Below are 17,438 nucleotides of genomic sequence, written 5' to 3' on the forward strand. Positions count from 1 at the left end.
TCTGGGTGAAATCCGACTTCTTGACGAGGAGACGCTGCTTTTCGGCCTCGCGCTGATAGACCTGCATGAGGTCGGCCGCCGTCATTCGCCGGCTGCCGGTCTTCCGTCCTAGACGCCCAGCGGGCAGCCCTCCCTTGCGCTGACTGCGCATCCGCATGTCGAGCATGCGCCGGACGGCGGCGAGTTTCTTGCCCCTGAGTTTCCCGGTCTCATAGGCATCAAGGAGCAGATTCTGCGCCTCTTCCGTCTCGGCCTTGGAGATCTCCATAGCCAAGGTGATCGGAATGAGTCCGGTTTCGACCGCGGCCACCAGCCGCTCCTCGCCCCGCTCGAGGAGTGAGGCGATCATGTTCACCCAGGAAGCCCCAACGCCGATCTTCTCGGCGATGGTCGCATCGCTGTAGCCGCGAGACCGCAGAGCACCGATTTCGCGCATGATGTCGATTGGACGCGGAGTACGCCGCGCGATATTTTCGACCAGGCTCATCACGAGGCACTCGCTCTCGCTGGCCTCGATCACCACGGCCGGAATCTCGGTCTGACCCAACATCTGGTAGGCGTCCAGCCGACCTTCGCCGCAAACGAGATCATATCGTGGCCCGCTAGCCCCATCCCGGCGGCTCACCGTGATCGGCCGCTTCAGGCCAATCGCTTCGATGTTGTTCACGATCTCCCGATGCTGGCGCTTGTTGCGCGCGCGTGGATTCAAGACCGTGATCCGGGAGATGGGGATCATTTCGATCCGGTTCGGACGAACGGCAGGCATCAGGCGGCCTCCGCTAAGGGAATGGGTGCTGCGATCTCATAGAGAAGGTCGAGGTCATCGAAGCGATAGGCGTCGAGCCCCAAGGCATTTTCCTCGCCCAGCCGAAGCTTCTCCGAGAGCATGTCGATGCGCGGAAAGAGGTAATAGTCGAGCGGCGCGCGATTGGCGCAGTCCATACGCGCGACAATCGTGATGTCTGGGGCGAGCGAGGTATCGAAGCGCACATTCCAGCGCAAAAGCCCCGTCGGTGTCTCGAAGCACCGAGCCACCACCACCGAAAGGCTGAACTCGCCGTTGACGATCACTCGATCGGCCTGGAGATCCTGCCAGGCATCGCTGCCAGTCGCCCGCAACCCATCTAGCACTTCGCGGAGGATGTCGGGATGGAGCTTGCGCAGTTCGCGGTTGATTTCGACGTAGCGATAATCGCGGTCCGGCGTGAACCCTACGAGACGATAGGCGCGAAGCAGGCTGCCGAAGCGGGAGCTATAGGCGCTGCTGGATGGCAGGCCATCGCATTCGTCGATGACGATACCCGACAGCAAACCTTTCTGCTGATAGAGCGCCTTCAGCGATTGCAGCATCTCCTCGTCGCTAAGGCGAAACGAGCGCGCATTGATGATGGTTCTGGCCGCCTCGAACAGTTCGCGCTCGACGACGGCTTGAAATGCATCCTGCGCCCTGATCCACATCTCGGGGTCATTCCGGACGCGCTTCTTCTTGAGCTTGAACGAACGGCGATTCCAGACGTTGTCGCCGACATATTTCTCATTGATCAGAATCTGGTGGACCGTTCCCCTGGTCCAGGGGCGCCCGAGATCGGTTCGAACGCCCCGTCCGTTGAGATCGTCCGCAATTTCCCGCTCGCTGTATCCCTGATGGACAAAGGCCCGGTAGATGTCGCGGACCAGATCGACTTCTTCTGCCGGGCCCAAGGTCAGGATCACCCGATCGGTCTGGATGCTCTTGTGCTCGCCGCGGTCCAGAAGCCCCTTGATGACGCCATGCTCATCGATCAGGGTCCGCCGAAGGCCGAAGCCCGCCGGCCCTCCCTGGCGATAGCCCTTCTCGATCAGTCGGCCCTGACCCGTGAACACCTTGGTTGAGAGCTCACGGCTATATTCGCCGGCCATCGCACGCTTGACGCCCTTGACGATGGTCGAGATCGGGCTTCCGTCATTGTCGAATTGCTCGGCACAATACTCAACGGCGATGCCGGCCCGACGGCAGATATATTCGTAATAGGCGCTCTCGTCGGCGTCCTGAAAGCGGCCCCAGCGGCTGACATCATAGACAAGCACCAATGTGAAATCGGTATCCCCAGCCTGTACGTCCTCGATGAGCTGCCTGAGTGCATCTCGCCCCTCAATCTTTAGGCCGCTTTTTCCAGCATCCGCATAAGTCCGAACGATCTCGATCCCGCGCGCTTCAGCATATTGCTTGATCGCGTCGGATTGGTTTTCAGTCGAATATTTTTGATGGTCGGTCGACATGCGGACGTATTCGGCAGCCCGAAGCGGACGTTCAGACTGCCCTGACCGGTTATCGTCGGAAGGTCCCCGGCTCATCACATGACGCCCTCCTGAAATCGACTGCGGCGGTCCGGGCGACCTACCGCCGCAGCGCACAGCAGGCATCTGCCGCCACTCCGCATTGAAGCCAGTATAACTGCGGAGAAATCGGAAGATGTTGCCGAAAAAGGGCAGGAAATTGCCCCTGTGGACAGGCGTCCTCGGAGGGCGAGAAATCTACGCGCAGACCATCGCGGAGCTGTTGCGCAAGGAGCATGGCGACAGCCATCGCGCGATCAAGCAGGTCATGCGCCAGACCGAGGCGAGTGAGAGGACCGTCAAGCATTGGCTATCAGGGCAACACGGGCCAGATACGGTGTATTTTCTACGCCTTGTCGTTTCCTCGCCGGTCATCAGGGCCTTCCTTCTCGGCCTGATCGAAGGTCCAGCAGCACACCGGCGGAACGATCTGGTGGATCGCATTTCGCTGGCGAGCGCCCGGGAAGCCTACGCGGCTGGCGAAGCCGCTGGCCGCAGGCCGGCAAAAGGTGCGCGGAAAAATGACCCTAAACGTGTCCCTGAACGCGACCCTATAAATGTCCCTGATCGTGCAGAACTCAACGAGCGGCAACGCTGGTTCCTGGACCGAGTCGCGGAAGGCCGGTGCGATGCCAGAGAGGTTGCCGCGGTCTGGACGGTAAGCTTGAAAACGGCGCGACGGGACATCGCCACGCTCAAGGCGGCTGATCTCATATGCTACGTCGGATCGCGGCGAAAAGGCCGGTATCGGATAGTGGCCTGTCGTCGCCCGGCCCATGCTTTTGATGATCGTAGAGCTCAGGCTTCCGACCGTGGACCGGATGGCGCGGGTGCCGATAAGGCATAACGACTTTGGAACTACGCCGTGACTATATGGCGCTGGTGAGAATACGGAACGTCCTTGATTTCAACCGAATCGCGATGCCGGCAATTTTTGCCGTAGCGCCCGGTGATGCGTTCACGCGGCTGGGGCGCTTCATCTCCGGACGGGGGCGTACATGATCGAATGGATCATCGGCGCGGCCCTTCTTGCTGGCGGTCTCTTCGGCACCGGTAAAACGAAACGGCCGGATACCTCACCGGCGCCCGGGCCACGCCAGGATTTCCCCGCCAAGGTCACGGAGTGGCGCTCCCTCTGGGAACCGACGGTCGACCGCTCACGCTGGATACCCAAAAGCATGGCATCGCGCATCGTCGCGCGCTTCCCGCCACCCCAGCGACCCTTTTCGTGGTCTGGAGGCGATCGCTTCGAGCAGGAACTGCTCACCGAATTTGCGGCGCACAATGTCGCTTATCTCGCGCAGCAGAAGGAGCGGCTGAAGCCCTTCTTCGATACAGTCGAGAGGAACCCGCTTACCGACGATCAAATGGACGGATGCATCTGCATGGACGATGCGGTGCAGATCGTGGCTGCGGCCGGATCAGGCAAGACATCGACCATGGTGGCCCGGGTCGGCTACGCCCTCCACGAAGGCTTGGTGAAGCCCGATCAGATACTCGTCCTCGCCTTCAATCGGGCCGTCGCGGAGGAGCTCCAGTCGAGGATCAACGCCAGGTTGGCAGGGTTGGACGGCGTCGATGCTGTCACGGTCAAGACGTTCAATGCCTTTGGCTTGAGCGTGATCGGCAAGGCGACTGGGCGTAAACCGTCACTGGCGGAATGGGCCGAGCCAGGCCGCGACGGCACCATGATCGTCGAGATCATCGACGATCTGCGATCCAGCGATGACAAATTCCGGCACGATTGGGACCTGTTCCGCACCGTTTTTGGTCGAGACATCGGCTCATGGAACGAACCGGCACAGGCCAACGCCTACCGCGATGGTCGACGGGGCATCCTCACCGCCAATGGCGAGATCGTCAAAAGCGAAGAGGAACGGATGATTGCCGACTGGCTGTTCTACCACGGTGTCCGCTACGAATATGAGCGGCCCTACGAGCATGATACCGCCACCGAGCATCACCGACAGTATCGCCCCGACTTTTTCTATCCGGAGATCGATCTCTATCACGAGCATTTCGCGCTCGACGAAAAGGGACAGGCGCCCGCACATTTCGGGGGAGATTATCTAGGCGGGGTCCACTGAAAGCGCGGACTTCACGCAGAGAAGGGCACGCGGCTATTTGAAACCACCTCGCACGAAATCAGAAGCGCCGGAAGCTTCGCACGCCTTGCAGAAGAGCTGAAACGCAGCGGGATTGTGCTCCAATACGACCCAGATCGTCAGACCAAAGGCCAACGGCCCGTCACCACCGAACAGCTTGCCGCGACGATCCGGATTTTCCAGCAGCACGTCAAAAGCAACGGCCTCTCTCACCAGCAGCTCCGGGAATCTGCGGTGCAGAAAGCGCATGGCCATGCAGATCGATTGACCCGGTTCCTAGCGCTCTTCGAGCGGATAGCGAACGAGTGGGAACGCCGGCTCCGTGAAGTCGACTGTATCGATTTCGACGACATGCTGCTGATGGCAATCGACCATGTCGAGAACGGCCGTTTTTCCAGCCCTTATATGATGGTGCTGGCCGACGAATTTCAGGACACCTCACGGGCCAAGGTGCGCCTATTGAAGGCCCTGCTGAAGAGCGCCGGGGAAGAGGCGCATCTCTGCGTCGTCGGCGATGATTGGCAGGGCATCAACCGTTTCGCCGGTGCCGACATTTCTGTGATGACCGAGTTCGAAAAGGTCTTCGATCATTCGACCCGGCTCATGCTGAACACGACCTTCCGCTGTCCTGCGCAGCTATGCGAGGCCTCAAGCGCCTTCGTCCAGGCCAATCCTCGGCAGATCAAAAAGACAGTCGAGACGACTAACCCCTACGCGAAGAAGGCACTGCACGCCTTCGCTGCCGAGACTCAGGCCCTCGCGCTGGCTCGGCTCGAGCAAGATCTGCAAAGCATGTATGATTTTGCACGGGAGGGACGGCTGAACGCCGATGGTGGCGACCGCATCAGCGTGATGATGCTCGGCCGATATCACAACGACGAGCCGCCAGGGTGGCGGCGCTGGAAACGGCGCTTCGGCGACCTTCTGAGCATCGAGTATCGCACGGTCCATTCCTCCAAGGGCCTGGAGGCCGACTATGTGATGCTCGTCAACGTCGTCGAGGGGATGATGGGCTTTCCTAGCCAAATCACAGACGATCCGGTCCTTCAGATCGCGATGCCCGAACCCGACTCGTATCCCTTGGCAGAAGAGCGGCGCCTCTTCTACGTCGCGCTCACCAGGGCTCGTCGCCAGGTGCGTATCTACACCCAGACAGATTCACCGTCGCGCTTCCTGAGTGAACTGGCCAGAACGGGCGCGGTGGAGATCGAAGCGGAGGGGGGCACGCTGAGCCCATGCCCAAAGTGTGGCGCCGGGACCATGAGACGGTACGATGGCCAATATGGCCCGTTCGAGGCGTGCAGCACCCACCCTCGTTGTGATTTCAAGCGCAACCTCTCGGCGGAAAGCCCCGGTGTAACGGCACCGTCCCACCGGGTGAGAATCGCATATCCGATATCAGCTGGAGATTCCTGTCCCACCTGCGGTGATGGATTGATGGTCGTTCGCTCCGGTGGAGCGTATCAACCATTCTTGGCTTGCTCGGGCTATCCTTCATGCAAAACTACCGCTGCCCTTGACGGAGGCATTGAGGGAGGCGCACCCAGAAGCGGACGTCGCGAGGCTGACGAGCTAGCTAGAACCGCCTCGGGGACGGCTCTGGGGGATACCCCGAATCGACGGTTTTGAAACGAGAGACGAAGGGAATGAAATTCAGCGCCGTGCGTGAAGGGAACCCACCGATCCCACCGGTGATCGATTGTGACGATCACGATAGCGCATCAAACGTCGCTCCCCAGTTCCGCCCCCACCAGTCAATGGCACTCAAAAATTGTTATATTTATCAATTAGATAGTTATACCCGTAGGATAGTCCACAATCACCCGTCCGGCTCACCCCAGCCCAGCCGCGCCGATATCGAGATCACCAACCGGATTGCCGAAGCGGGCCGGCTGCTCGGCATTACCGTCCACGACCACGTCATCATCGGACGTGAAGGACATGTCAGCCTGCGGGCGAAAGGGCTGATCTGATGTGCGTCGCCGCCGTTGCATGGGATGCCCATCCCGACTGGCTGCTCGTCTGCGCGGGCAACCGCGACGAGTTCCATGCACGCCCCGCCGCCGCCCTCTCCCGCTGGCCCGACCGGTCCGGCATCCTTGCCGGGACCGACCTGACAGGCGGCGGCACCTGGCTTGGCGTAACCGAAGCCGGCCGCTTTGCGCTCGTCACCAATTACCGCATCCCGGAAGGCCCACAGCCGGGGCGCCCCTCGCGCGGGCGGCTGGTTACCGATCTGCTTACCGGCGTCCAGCCGGATGACATGGCGGTGATGAACCCGTTCAACCTGGTCTTCGTGGACGCGGGAAGCGCATGGTTTCTCACCAATCATCCGCAACTCGAACGCAGACGCCTGACGCCGGGCATCCATGGCCTTTCGAACGGCGGCTTCGACGTTCCCTGGCCTAAGACCGTGCAGGTCGAACAGGCTGTAGGACAATGGCTCACGGAGGGCAGCGGGGACTGTTCGGCTCTGTTGGACAGCTTGCGCGACGAAACGCCCGCAATCGATCCCGACCGCCCGAATCACGGCCCCGAGCCGCGTTTCGCACCGGTTTTCATCCGCAACGACACTTACGGGACCCGCTGCAGCACGGTAGTAGCGATCTCCCGCGCAGGATGTGGTACGATGATTGAGCGCAGCTTTTCCCGAGAGGGCAAAGCGACCGGCGAACGCACAGAAAGCTTCACATGGCCTGTCACGCAGGCCTCGTAATATATTGAAAATCAATCGATTTTAATTCAGCTTTCATATTGTCAATCTTTTCTATAGACAAATCGCACTTGCGCAGTTTGCAATTCCCGTTCACTCCTCATGCCGGCCAAAGCGCCAAGCCGGGGAAAGGGCAGCAAGAACAATGACCGTGGGATTCAACGCGAGTTCGCCTGCCGTGATGGGCGTGCTGCTGACCCTTCTGTTCCTCGCTTTCGCATTCGAGCTGGCGGCTCCCGAAGTGGTCGCACTGGTGCTGGTGGCCGTTCTTCTCCTGCTGGGCGTCATTGCGACCGACGACGTTCTTGCCGCCATGGGCAACCCGGCGCCGCTGACGATCGTGTGCATGTTCATCATCTCCTCGGCGATGGTTCGCACCGGCGCGCTGGATTTCCTGGCAATGCGCATCACCGGCATCGGCAAGACCCGTCCGCTCGTCTCGATCGCCGTTTTCCTTGCGGTCATCGCAGCGATGTCCGCCTTCACCAACAATACGCCGCTGGTGATGATGATGATCCCGGTCGGCATGACGCTGGCCAAGGAACTGGGCATTTCCCCCTCCAAGATCCTGATGCCGGTATCCTTTGCCGCCGTCATGGGTGGCACGGTGACGCTGCTGGGCACTTCCACCAACATTCTCGTCGATGGCGTTGCCCGCAAGGCAGGCCTTGCCCCCTTCTCGATCTTCGAGATCGCACCGGTCGGCATCATCGTCGCCGTGACCGGTGTCATCTGGCTGACCTTGTCGCACCGTCTTCTGCCCGTGCGCGATACGGTTGCCGGGCTCACCTCGGCCAGTGACAACAAGCGCTTCGTGGTCTCGGTCTTCATCGAAGCCGGATCTCCCTACATCGGTCAGAATCCGGGAAAAATCGACTTGTTCGCCCGCCCCGAGCGCCGGCTCGTGGACGTACTGCGCGGTGATGAATCGCTGCGCCGGGATTTCGACAAGTTCACGCTGGAAGAAGGCGATATCCTGGTGATGCGCACTTCGGCCAGCGATGTCATGACGATCAAGGAGCACGGTCAACACGCCCTGACCGCTGCGTCCACCACCGATCCGCATCTCGTGCAGCTTTCCACCCGCAATTCGGTCATGGTCGAAACGCTGCTCGCACCCGGCGCGGAACTCATCGGCCATACGCTGGCGGACTTGCGCCTGCGCCGCCGTTACGGCGTCTATCCCATCGCCCTGCACCGCAAGGGCACCAATCTGGAAGAACGCTACGAGACCGTGCCGCTGCAAGTGGGCGATACGATCCTCATGGAAGGGGCTCCCGAAGACCTGCGCCGCCTGGTCGAGGACCAGCAGCTGGTCAACATCGCCGAACCCACCGCGCGCGGGTTCCGCCGCAACAAGGCGTGGATCGCGGTCGGCACGATGGTCGGCATTGTCCTGGCCGCCGCGTTCAACGTGATGCCTCTGGCGGGGCTGGCGGTTCTGGGGGTTGCCGTGGTGCTGGGCCTGCGCTGCGTGGAACCGGAGGAAGCCTTCAAGTCGGTCGACTGGCGCATCATCGCGCTGATCGTCGCCATGCTCTCGATCGGTACCGCACTGGAGAAAACCGGCCTGGTCGAAGCCGTCGTCGGGCTGGCTACGCCCTGGCTCGGCACCATGGGGCCGTTCGCAGCACTGGTGGCGATCTACGTGCTCAGCCTGGTGCTGACCGAACTTGTCACCAACAATGCCGTGGCAGTGGTCGTCACCCCGATCGGCATCAGTCTGGCCCATGCCCTCCACGCCGATCCGCGCCCGTTCGCGGTCGCCGTGATGTTCGCGGCCTCCGCCAGCTTCCTGACGCCGATCGGCTACCAGACCAACACGCTTGTCTATGGCGCCGGCGGGTACAAGTTCACGGACTTCTACAAGTACGGCTTCCCGCTGACACTGATCGTCTCGATCACCACCCTGATCATGATTCCGCTGATCTGGCCGCTCTGAGGCGCGCCTCGGGGTACTGCCACAAAAGCGCCCCCTCTTGCCTTCCGCGCCCGCTCCCCGTAGCGGCTCGCGCGGAACGCAAAAGGAGTCGAACATGGTCCCCCGCTACGCCCGCCCCGCGATGACCGCGATCTGGGAACCGGAAGCCCGCTACCGCATCTGGTTCGAGATCGAAGCGCACGCCGCCGTCAAGATGGGCGAAATGGGCACTGTGCCCGCGAGCGCCGGCAAGGCCCTGTGGGACTGGTGGGCGACCGGCCCCAAGATCGACGTGGCCGCCATCGACGCCAAGGAAGCCGTGCTGAAGCACGACGTGATCGCCTTCCTTGACTGGGTTGCCGAACAGGTCGGCCCGGAGGCGCGCTTCATGCACCAGGGCATGACCAGTTCCGACGTGCTCGACACCACGCTCAATGTCCAGCTCGTGCGTGCCGCCGATATCCTGCTGGCGGACCTCGACGACCTGCTCGCCGCGATCAAGCGCCGGGCGATGGAGCACAAGTACACGCCCTGCATCGGCCGCAGCCACGGCATTCACGCCGAGCCGGTGACGTTCGGCCTCAAGATGGCCGAGGCCTATGCCGAATTCTCCCGCGCGAAGAAGCGCCTGATCGCCGCGCGCGAAGAAGTCGCGACTTGCGCCATCTCCGGCGCGGTCGGCACTTTCGCCAATGTCGATCCGGCCGTCGAAGTCTACGTCGCGGACAAGATGGGTCTGGACATCGAGCCGGTCTCGACCCAGGTCATCCCGCGTGACCGCCACGCGATGTTCTTTGCGACGCTGGCCGTCATCGCCAGCTCGATCGAGCGCCTCGCCGTCGAGGTCCGCCACCTGCAGCGCACCGAAGTGCTGGAGGCCGAGGAATACTTCTCGCCCGGCCAGAAGGGCTCGTCGGCCATGCCCCACAAGCGCAATCCGGTGCTGACCGAGAACCTCACCGGCCAGGCCCGCATGATCCGCTCCTACGCCATGCCCGCGATGGAGAACGTGGCGCTGTGGCACGAGCGCGACATTTCGCACTCCTCGGTCGAACGCTTCATCGGCCCTGACGCGACCATCACGCTAGACTTCTCGCTGGCGCGCCTCGCCGGAGTGATCGACAAGCTGCTCGTCTATCCCGAGCGGATGCAGAAGAACCTCGACCGCATGGGCGGCCTCGTCCACTCGCAGCGCGTGCTGCTGGCGCTGACGCAGGCAGGCCTCTCGCGCGACGAGAGCTACCGCCTCGTTCAGCGCAACGCGATGAAGGTATGGGAATCGGACGGCCAGCTCAGCCTGATGGAACTGCTCAAGGCCGATCCCGATGTCGCCGCTGCGCTGAGCGCCGAAACGATCGAGGAAAAGTTCAACCTCGATTATCACTTCAAGCACGTCGACACGATCTTCGAGCGGGTGTTCGGGGCGTGAAGAGCGCCCCCTCTCTTCCCTTGCCCCCGATTCGCGCCTAGCATCAGGCCGTTCCCCCGGGAGAGCAGGAGGAAGAATGCAGATCATCCGCACTGTCGTCTGGATCGCGCTGACCGCGATTCTGGTCGCCTTCATCGCCATGAACTGGACGAAGGTGCCGGTGAACCTGTGGCCGCTCGACGACGGCAACTACATCCATTTCGAATGGCCGGTGGGGATCGTCGCCCTGCTGTTCTTCCTGCTCGGCATGGCGCCGCCCTGGCTCTACCTGCGCGCCATACGCTGGCGGATGAGCCGGCGGATCGCCAGCCTCGAAAATTCGCTGAGGGCCAGTTCCATGCCCTCGATCAATGCGCGCAGCGACAGCCCCTCCACAACGGGCGCAGTGCCGCTTGAAGCGGCTCCAACCACAAGCTCTCCGGAAGTCTGAACCGATGAACCACAACCCCGTCTTTCTCGCTCTCGACCTGCCCCGCCTCGACGCCGCCGAGGCGCTGGCGCGAAAGGTCTCGGGCCATATCGGCGGGATCAAGCTGGGGCTCGAATTCTTCTGCGCCCATGGCCACCACGGCGTGCATGAACTGCACAAGCTGGGCCTGCCGATCTTCCTTGATCTCAAGCTGCACGACATCCCGAATACCGTGGCGGCCGCCATGCAGGCGATCCATGTGCTCGAACCGGCGATCGTGACGGTCCACGCCGCGGGCGGGCGGGCGATGATGGAAGATGCAAAGGCCGCGGCGGGTGAAAACACCAAGGTGGTCGGCGTGACCGTGCTCACCAGCCTCGACGACGACGATCTCACCGCCATCGGCGTGAAGGCCGGTCCGCAAGAACAGGCTCTGCGTCTGGCCGAACTGGCCCAGTCCGCCGGTCTCGACGGCATCGTCTGCTCCGGTCACGAAGTCGGCGCCATCCACAAGCAGTGGAAGGACGGCTTCTTCGTGGTCCCCGGTCTGCGTCCGGCCGACAGCGGAAATGGCGACCAGAAGCGCATCGTCACCCCGCGCCAGGCCCGCGACGACGGTGCCAGCGTGCTGGTGATCGGCCGCCCGATCAGCCGCGCGGAAGATCCACTGGCTGCCGCAAAGGCCATCGAAGCGACGCTCTGATCCGGGGTTCAGCCTGCGGCAACCTCGCGCATTCCAGACCTTGGGTCAGAGTGTGACAAAGGAGGATGCCCGATGACATCGAAGACCCTGGCTGGCGCCCTGGCGTTGGCCCTGCCGCTGGCCGCGCCCAGTGCTGCATCTGCGCAAACGGCCGCTTCGGTATTGATGGAACAGGGGCATACCCTGCTCGCCATCGACGCGCAGGGGACTTCGACCCGCGAACCGGACATGGCGACTTTCTCCGCCGGCGTGACGACGCGCGGCCAGACCGCCAGTGCAGCGCTGGCGGAAAACGCGGCGCGGATGAATTCGGTCTTCGCAGCGCTCAAGCGCGCCGGGATTGCCGGAAAGGACATCCAGACCCGCAATCTTTCGATCAACCCGGTCTATTCGCAACCAGTGCGCCAGCCCGACGGCAGCTACAGCGACGATCAACGGCGGATCATCGCCTATGAAGCCAGCAATCAGGTCAGCGTGCGCCAGCGCAAGCTCGACGATTACGGCAAAGTGATCGACGCGCTGGTTTCCGCAGGGGCCAATCAGGTCAACGGTCCGGACTTCACGCTATCGCAGCCGGAAGCCGCAGAGGATGAAGCCCGTACCGCCGCCGTGAAGGAAGCGCGCCGCCGGGCCGATCTCTATGCACAGGCGGCCGGATTGCACGTCGTGCGTATCCTCTCGATCACCGAATCCGGCGGCTACAGCCCGCAGATCATGGTCGCCGCGGCCAAGCGAATGATGGCAGAGGCCGCCCCTTCGCCAGTCGCGGCTGGCGAACTGGACATCAAGGTCAACCTCAACGTCCGATTCGAACTGGCCCCTTGAAGGGGCGTCAGTTCAACATCATGTCCTGCGACTGGATGGTATAGCCCACCAGCGTGAGCGTCCCGCCCTCGCCCTTGCGGTAGACGAACTGCTCGGTGCCGGTGCCTTTCTCGAACGTGGTCTGCATGGTCAGGGTCAGGAACGTGCCGCCAGTCGCGGCCTCGGCGTTCCAGCCCACCTGCTTGCTGTCCTTGACCTTGCCCAGCTTGCGATGGACCGCATCGAGCAACTTGCCGAACCGGTCGCGCGTGGTCGCCTTGTGCAATTGGGGATCGCCCCTGGACCAGAGCTCCTGCCAGTTCCCCGCATCCAGCGCCGCATGGAACTGGCCGACTTCGGCCGAGGCATCCTGAAAGGACTGCTTCATGCCGCACCCGGCCAGCATTGCAGCGGCCATTGCGGCGGCGGCAAATGGCATTAGATAGCGCGCCAGACGGTTCATCCCGGTCCCTCTTTCGAACGTGCGGACCGCAATCTAGGCGAGAACGCACCGATGCCAACACCGGCGATCAAAATATGCGGCATCAGCACACCCGATGCGCTGGAAGCCGCGATCCGGGCCCGGGCCGCCTATGCCGGCTTCGTGTTCTTCGCCAAGAGCCCGCGCAATGTCTCACCCGCGCAGGCGGCCGAACTCGGCGCACGGGCGCAGGGCCGCATCCAGCGCGTGGGTCTGTTCGTCGATGCCGATGAGGGCACGATTGCCGAAGCGGTAGATGCCGCCGGGCTCGACGTGCTGCAATTGCACGGCAAGGAAAGTCCCGAACGCGCCGCCCAATTGCGGTCGCGCTTCGGACTTCCGGTGTGGAAAGCCATGCCCATTGCCAGCATCGGCGATGTCGCGCGCGCCCATGTCTATGCGGGCGCGGCCGATCTCATGCTGTTCGATGCCAAGACGCCCACCGGCGCCCTGCCCGGAGGCATGGGGCTCAGCTTCGACTGGAGCCTTGTCGCGCACTGGAACGGCCCGCTCAAATGGGGGCTTGCCGGGGGCCTTACCGCCGAAAACGTGGGCCATGCCATAGCGCTCACTGGCGCGCCGCTGGTCGATACCTCATCGGGTGTGGAAAGCGCGCCGGGCGTGAAGGACACGGGCAAGATCGCCGCCTTCTGCGCGGCCGCCCGCACGGCATGAAAAAGGGCGGCCCGCGCGAAGCAGGCCGCCCTCCTTTTCCGGACTCGGTGTTACCGGATCAGAACTTCACGCCCACGCCAACAAGGCCGAGGTCGGCGTCGGGGGTGTTGTCGCCGACCAGCAGGTGCTGGTATTCGGCCTTCACGAAGTAGCGCGAGCCGATGCCCTGCTGCACGCCACCGCCAACGCCGACGGCGCTGTTGCAGTAACGGCAGGGCTTGGACTGCCAGCTGGCCACCGCATAGAGCTTGGTGTCGGGCAGGACCTTGGCGCCGACGCGGCCGCCTGCACCCCAGGTGACGCGGGTATCGCTGGCCAGCACCTTGTCGGCCGAACCCTGAACACCCACGAAGAACTTGTCGCCGAGATCGTAGTCGTAACCGGCTGCGACGCCCGCAACTGCATCGCTGTTGCTGCCGTCCCAGATCACGCCGCCGCGCGCTTCGACGCGGATTTCGTTGGCCATCGCCGGGGTTGCAGCGGCCGCAGCAGCGACTGCGGCGAGCGAAACAAGTGCAATACGCATATTCATAACTCCAATATGTCCCGGCCCTCACCGGGGAGCCGCCCGCTGCGCCTCACTTCCTTGCAGCCAGATGAACGGAATTTTCTGCAATCACGCAAAGTGTCACAAAACCGCCATCTAGAGACATTCCCATGTATTTTCCGTGTGTTAGAATGCAAAAAACGCAATTGAAATCACCCCGCGGGATCCCATGGAAAAGGCGGCCCGCACGAAACGGACCGCCTCCCTTTTCCGGTCGTGGGATACCGGATCAGAACTTCATGCCGACACCGGCCAGCACCGCATCGGTATCCGGCGTATGGTCGCCGATCAGATAGTGGCGGTATTCGAGCTTCCCATAGAGCTTCTGGCCCAGGTCCTGCTGATAACCCGCGCCGACCGCGACCGATTCATTGCAAGTTGCACAGAACTTGGTCTGATAGTCGGACAGGGCATAGAGCTTGCCGCCCGTGCCCGTCTTCAGGCCGAGACGGCCGCCGAAACCCCAGGAAACGCGGTTGTCTGACGCCAGCACCTTGTCGGCGGAGACATCGACACCGGCAAAGGCCTTGTCGCCCAGATCGAAGTCATAACCGCCGGCCACACCGGCGATCGCTTCGGTATCGCCGTGATTCCAGATGACGCCGCCGCGAGTCTCCACGCGCGCCTCATCAGCAAGCGCCGGAGTGGCCAGCGCAGCCGTGGCGGCTGCGGCGAGCGAGACGATGGCAATACGCATATTCGATACTCCAGATAGTCCTCCCGGCTCTCCGGGATGCCCATCGGCTAACCTTTCCGCGCTTGCCGCCAAGTGAACCAATCGGGGCCATTTCAGGGCAAATATTCGCAGTTTCATGACAGTTTGCGACACCCGAAACACATTTGATTTTCAACGATAAATTCCGTCACTTCAGCGCATTTCACAGCTATCGTTCAGCCTTCGGAAAGGAGGTCCGGCCAGCCCCACCGTCAAGCCGTCCATGAGGCAATTCGCGCCGTGGATGAGACGGCCGGAGCAGGCCTTGCACCCACCGCGTCAAGCCGGGCGGCAAAGCCTGCACAAAGCCGCTCTGGACAAGCGCGGGACCCTCTGCCAATCGCGCTTCCATGACTGTCCAACCGCCTGTGAACAGCTTGCGATCGCTGCCCGACGATACCGGCCACTTCGGCCAGTTCGGCGGACGCTATGTCGCGGAAACGCTGATGCCGCTGATTCTCGATCTCGAGAAGGAATACCGCAAGGCTCAGGACGACCCGGAATTCTGGGCAGAGTTCGACGCCTTGATGAAGGATTTCGTCGGCCGCCCGAGCCCGCTCTACTACGCCCCGCGCATGACGGAGCACTTCCGCGCCCTTGCGCCTGAGGGTAAAGGGCCGAAGGTCTATTTCAAGCGCGAAGAGCTCAATCACACCGGCGCGCACAAGATCAACAACTGCATCGGCCAGATCCTGCTCGCCATGCGCATGGGCAAGACCAAGATCATCGCCGAGACCGGCGCGGGCCAGCACGGCGTCGCCACTGCCACGGTCGCCGCGCGCTTCGGCCTCGAATGCAAGATCTTCATGGGCGCAACCGACGTCGAGCGGCAGAAGCCCAACGTGTTCCGCATGAAGCTGCTGGGCGCCGAAGTCGTGCCGGTGAAAAGCGGCGCGATGACGCTCAAGGACGCGATGAACGACGCGCTGCGCCACTGGGTCGCGCACGTCCACGACACGTTCTACATCATCGGCACCGCCGCAGGCCCGCACCCCTACCCCGAGCTGGTGCGCGACTTCCAGTCGATCATCGGCAAGGAAGTCCGCGAACAGATCATGGAGAAGGAAGGCCGCCTGCCCGACATGCTGGTGGCGGCCGTGGGCGGCGGTTCCAATGCCATCGGCCTGTTCCACCCCTTCCTCGACGATCCCGAAGTCGCGATGACCGGGATCGAGGCGGCAGGCCTCGGCATCGAAAGCGGCAAGCACGCCGCTTCGCTGACCGGCGGCAAGCCCGGCATCCTCCACGGCAACAAGACCTACCTGCTGCAGGACGAGGACGGCCAGATCACCGAGGCACACTCGATCAGCGCAGGCCTCGACTATCCCGGCCTTGGCCCCGAGCATTCCTGGCTGCACGAAAGCGGCCGCGTCCGCTATGTGCCGATCACCGACGATCAGGCGCTGGAAGCCTTCCAGTTGTGCTGCCTGCTGGAGGGGATCATCCCGGCGCTGGAAAGCGCCCATGCCCTCGCCGCCCTGCCCCAGCTCACCGCCGAGATGGACGAGGACAAGATCCTTGTCGTCAATGTCTCGGGACGGGGGGACAAGGACATCTTCACTGTCGCCGAGGCGCTGGGCGTCGAGCTTTGAGCAAACACTGCTGCGAGGATATGGAACACTTCGCAGAGTATACCTGCGAAACCCATCCGGACCGGCACGATTGCGGCGACTGCCTGATCGATCAGGATTCCAACGGGTGTTACGGAATCATGATCCACGATGGCGGATCGTCGATGGTTCGAATCAATTTCTGCCCGTGGTGCGGGGCGAAATTGCCAGAGCCGCTCGCATACGATGATGATGACGACGACGATTTCGAGGAACTGCCGACTCATGAGTAACCGCTTCGAAACTGCCTTTGCCAAAGGCCCCGCCCTCGTCTGCTTCATCACCGGGGGGGACGGTGACACCGCAGCCAATCTCGACGCGCTCGTCGAAGGCGGCGCCGATGTGATCGAGCTGGGAATGCCTTTCACCGATCCCATGGCCGATGGCCCGGCGATCCAGGAAGCCAATATCCGCAGCCTCGACAAGGGCACGCGCACGGCCGATATCTTCCGCATGGCCGCCGAATTCCGCACCCGGCACCCGCACGTGCCGCTGGTGCTGATGGGCTATGCCAACCCGATGACGATCCGCGGCCCCGAATGGTTCGCCGCCGAATGCGCGAAAGCGGGCGTGGACGGCGTGATCTGCGTGGACATTCCACCCGAGGAAGACGCGGCGCTGGGCCCGGCCCTGCGCGAAGCCGGCGTATCGCTGATCCGCCTCGCCACGCCGACGACGGACGACGCGCGGCTGCCCGCCGTGCTCGAAGGCTCCTCGGGCTTCCTCTATTACGTCTCGGTCGCGGGCATCACCGGTATGCAGCAGGCCGCGCAGGCCTCGATCGAAGAAGCCGTTGCCCGGCTCAAGGCCGCATCGGACATCCCCGTCGCCGTCGGCTTCGGCGTGCGCACGCCCGAGCAGGCCAGCAAGATCGCCAAAGTGGCGGATGGCGTCGTGGTCGGCTCGGCGCTGGTCGATCTGGTCAGGCAGCATGGCGACAAGGCCGCCGGGCCGCTCAAGGAATTGACCTCTGCCCTCGCCGGCGCGGTGCATTCGGCGCGCTGAGCGCC

General features: G+C 62.8%; 19 protein-coding genes and 1 pseudogene. 14 read left to right on the forward strand and 6 right to left on the reverse strand.

The window, feature by feature from the left end; translation table 11 throughout:
- Positions 1–766, reverse strand: a 766-nt coding sequence (locus NN5_RS17265) for a plasmid partitioning protein RepB C-terminal domain-containing protein (RefSeq protein ID WP_067736125.1), incomplete at its 3' end; no start/stop codon positions are given.
- Positions 766–2,334, reverse strand: coding sequence for a recombinase family protein (locus tag NN5_RS17270; RefSeq protein ID WP_281190447.1), 1,569 nt, complete (start codon positions 2,332–2,334; stop codon positions 766–768). The genes NN5_RS17270 and NN5_RS17265, both read right to left, overlap by 1 nt.
- Before the next feature lie 118 nt (positions 2,335–2,452).
- On the opposite strand from NN5_RS17270, the gene NN5_RS17275 reads away from it, so the two are divergent.
- Together NN5_RS17275 and NN5_RS17280 are read left to right on the forward strand one after the other, a co-directional pair.
- Positions 2,453–3,163: a Fic family protein gene (locus tag NN5_RS17275; RefSeq protein ID WP_245656581.1), complete on the forward strand. Its 711-nt coding sequence runs from the start codon at positions 2,453–2,455 to the stop codon at positions 3,161–3,163.
- Between the two features lie 151 nt (positions 3,164–3,314).
- Positions 3,315–4,403 (forward strand): UvrD-helicase domain-containing protein, encoded by a 1,089-nt coding sequence (locus NN5_RS17280; RefSeq protein ID WP_067736131.1) that lies wholly within the window; start codon positions 3,315–3,317, stop codon positions 4,401–4,403.
- A gap of 33 nt (positions 4,404–4,436) precedes the next feature.
- On the opposite strand, the gene NN5_RS26970 is transcribed toward NN5_RS17280, so the two are convergent.
- Positions 4,437–4,676, reverse strand: a complete 240-nt coding sequence (locus NN5_RS26970) for a hypothetical protein (protein ID WP_067736134.1) — start codon at positions 4,674–4,676, stop codon at positions 4,437–4,439.
- Here NN5_RS26970 and NN5_RS17290 point away from each other — a divergent pair.
- The 8 genes and pseudogenes from NN5_RS17290 to NN5_RS17320 all read left to right on the forward strand — a co-directional run bounded on the left by NN5_RS17290 (position 4,596) and on the right by NN5_RS17320 (position 12,421).
- Positions 4,596–6,050 carry a UvrD-helicase domain-containing protein gene (locus NN5_RS17290; RefSeq protein ID WP_245656583.1) on the forward strand — a complete coding sequence of 485 codons (1,455 nt, stop codon included), beginning with the start codon at positions 4,596–4,598 and terminating at the stop codon, positions 6,048–6,050. The two genes, NN5_RS26970 and NN5_RS17290, sit on opposite strands and share 81 nt — an antisense overlap.
- Positions 6,051–6,229: 179 nt before the next feature.
- Positions 6,230–6,394: pseudogene (locus NN5_RS25270) on the forward strand (JAB domain-containing protein); the annotation flags it as partial.
- Positions 6,394–7,137, forward strand: coding sequence for an NRDE family protein (locus NN5_RS17295; RefSeq protein ID WP_067736140.1), 744 nt, complete (start codon positions 6,394–6,396; stop codon positions 7,135–7,137). The pseudogene NN5_RS25270 and the gene NN5_RS17295, both read left to right, overlap by 1 nt.
- A 142-nt stretch (positions 7,138–7,279) precedes the next feature.
- On the forward strand, positions 7,280–9,076 hold the full coding sequence (locus tag NN5_RS17300; protein WP_067736142.1) for an SLC13 family permease: 1,797 nt from the start codon (positions 7,280–7,282) through the stop codon (positions 9,074–9,076).
- A gap of 94 nt (positions 9,077–9,170) precedes the next feature.
- A complete protein-coding gene (purB, locus tag NN5_RS17305) occupies positions 9,171–10,484 on the forward strand; it encodes an adenylosuccinate lyase (RefSeq protein WP_067736145.1) in 1,314 nt (437 codons plus the stop codon).
- A gap of 76 nt (positions 10,485–10,560) precedes the next feature.
- Positions 10,561–10,914, forward strand: a complete 354-nt coding sequence (locus tag NN5_RS17310) for a LapA family protein (protein WP_067736147.1) — start codon at positions 10,561–10,563, stop codon at positions 10,912–10,914.
- A 4-nt stretch (positions 10,915–10,918) separates the two neighbouring features.
- Positions 10,919–11,596 (forward strand): orotidine-5'-phosphate decarboxylase, encoded by a 678-nt coding sequence (pyrF, locus tag NN5_RS17315; protein WP_067736150.1) that lies wholly within the window; start codon positions 10,919–10,921, stop codon positions 11,594–11,596.
- 72 nt (positions 11,597–11,668) lie between these two features.
- Entirely contained in the window at positions 11,669–12,421 is a 753-nt protein-coding gene (locus NN5_RS17320; RefSeq protein ID WP_067736152.1) for an SIMPL domain-containing protein, read from the forward strand.
- Between the two features lie 7 nt (positions 12,422–12,428).
- On the opposite strand, the gene NN5_RS17325 is transcribed toward NN5_RS17320, so the two are convergent.
- Positions 12,429–12,863 carry a DUF4019 domain-containing protein gene (locus NN5_RS17325; protein WP_067736154.1) on the reverse strand — a complete coding sequence of 145 codons (435 nt, stop codon included), beginning with the start codon at positions 12,861–12,863 and terminating at the stop codon, positions 12,429–12,431.
- 51 nt (positions 12,864–12,914) lie between these two features.
- Here NN5_RS17325 and NN5_RS17330 point away from each other — a divergent pair, with 51 nt between their 5' ends.
- A complete protein-coding gene (locus NN5_RS17330; protein WP_067736156.1) occupies positions 12,915–13,556 on the forward strand; it encodes a phosphoribosylanthranilate isomerase in 642 nt (213 codons plus the stop codon).
- Between the two features lie 58 nt (positions 13,557–13,614).
- On the opposite strand, the gene NN5_RS17335 is transcribed toward NN5_RS17330, so the two are convergent.
- Entirely contained in the window at positions 13,615–14,082 is a 468-nt protein-coding gene (locus NN5_RS17335; protein ID WP_067736159.1) for a hypothetical protein, read from the reverse strand.
- Positions 14,083–14,332: 250 nt separating this feature from the next.
- Positions 14,333–14,800 carry a hypothetical protein gene (locus NN5_RS17340; protein ID WP_067736161.1) on the reverse strand — a complete coding sequence of 156 codons (468 nt, stop codon included), beginning with the start codon at positions 14,798–14,800 and terminating at the stop codon, positions 14,333–14,335.
- Positions 14,801–15,168: 368 nt separating this feature from the next.
- Here NN5_RS17340 and trpB point away from each other — a divergent pair, with 368 nt between their 5' ends.
- From trpB to trpA, 3 genes are read left to right on the forward strand one after another with little or no spacing between them, the layout of a single operon-like run.
- On the forward strand, positions 15,169–16,410 hold the full coding sequence (gene trpB, locus NN5_RS17345; protein ID WP_067736164.1) for a tryptophan synthase subunit beta: 1,242 nt from the start codon (positions 15,169–15,171) through the stop codon (positions 16,408–16,410).
- Positions 16,407–16,661 (forward strand): DUF6980 family protein, encoded by a 255-nt coding sequence (locus NN5_RS17350; RefSeq protein WP_373280345.1) that lies wholly within the window; start codon positions 16,407–16,409, stop codon positions 16,659–16,661. The genes trpB and NN5_RS17350 overlap by 4 nt, the downstream gene beginning before the upstream one ends.
- Positions 16,654–17,433, forward strand: coding sequence for a tryptophan synthase subunit alpha (gene trpA / locus NN5_RS17355; RefSeq protein ID WP_067736170.1), 780 nt, complete (start codon positions 16,654–16,656; stop codon positions 17,431–17,433). Before NN5_RS17350 ends, trpA begins: the two co-directional genes overlap by 8 nt.
- Positions 17,434–17,438 lie beyond the last annotated feature (5 nt).

The organism is Novosphingobium naphthalenivorans NBRC 102051 (assembly GCF_001590985.1).
Classification (GTDB): Bacteria; Pseudomonadota; Alphaproteobacteria; order Sphingomonadales; family Sphingomonadaceae; genus Novosphingobium; species Novosphingobium naphthalenivorans.